2 protein-coding genes are annotated in these 655 nt (G+C 69.5%); one reads left to right on the top strand and one right to left on the bottom strand.

Annotated features, from left to right (window positions below; translation table 11 throughout):
* Positions 1–230: TetR/AcrR family transcriptional regulator (locus A5680_RS12530; RefSeq protein WP_156675087.1), on the bottom strand; the 230-nt coding region annotated here is incomplete at its 3' end.
* A gap of 101 nt (positions 231–331) precedes the next feature.
* Between A5680_RS12530 and A5680_RS12525 the strand changes: the two genes are divergently transcribed.
* Positions 332–655 (top strand): TetR/AcrR family transcriptional regulator (locus A5680_RS12525; protein WP_156675086.1); only part of this gene is annotated, 324 nt, incomplete at its 3' end.

Here is a 655-nt window from a genome sequence, read left to right as displayed (position 1 = left end):
GGCAGCGCGACGTCGGTTCGCGCCGCGATCGCGGCCTTGATCAGTTCGGCCTTGTTGGGAAAGTAGTTGTAGAGGCTGGCGCTGGTGACGTTCGCGGTGCGGGCGATCTCACGGATGGTGGCGCGGGAGTAGCCCGCCGTGGCCACACAACGCATGGTGGCCACGATGATTCGCTGGCGGGTGTCCTCGCCGCTGGCGCCCACCGGGCGTCCCCGCTGCGCCCGCGTCACCGTGCTCCGCCCACTCGCGTGTCCTGTCCGCCGGGCTCTCGAAGCCCGACAGCATCGAATATAATCGACTGATCGATTAGCCCGGGGGTTCGCGGAGGCAAATGAGCGTTCTGCCGTCACAGCTGGGGCGCCCGGTGGGTGCCGATGGCGAGCAGACCCGCGCGCGCGTCATCGCCGCGGCGATGCGGTGCGTGGCCGAGATGGGCTACTCCCGCACCACTATTCGCGAGATCGCGCGGGCCGCCGACATGACCAGCGGCAGCCTGTATCACTACTTTGCGAACAAGGCCGAACTGATCAAGGCCGCGATCGCGGCGCGAACCGACGTCGCGCTGCCACGGCTGCGGGCGGCCGCGGCGCGATCCGGCGACGCCGTCGACCGCATCGAGGCGGTGCTCGACGAATCGGGCCGGTTGATGCGCGAG

It is taken from the genome of Mycobacterium sp. E2989 (assembly GCF_001667595.1).
GTDB lineage: Bacteria > Actinomycetota > Actinomycetes > Mycobacteriales > Mycobacteriaceae > Mycobacterium.
The sequence above is the reverse complement of the archived record's forward strand: the minus strand, read 5'-3'. Positions and strand labels throughout refer to the sequence as shown.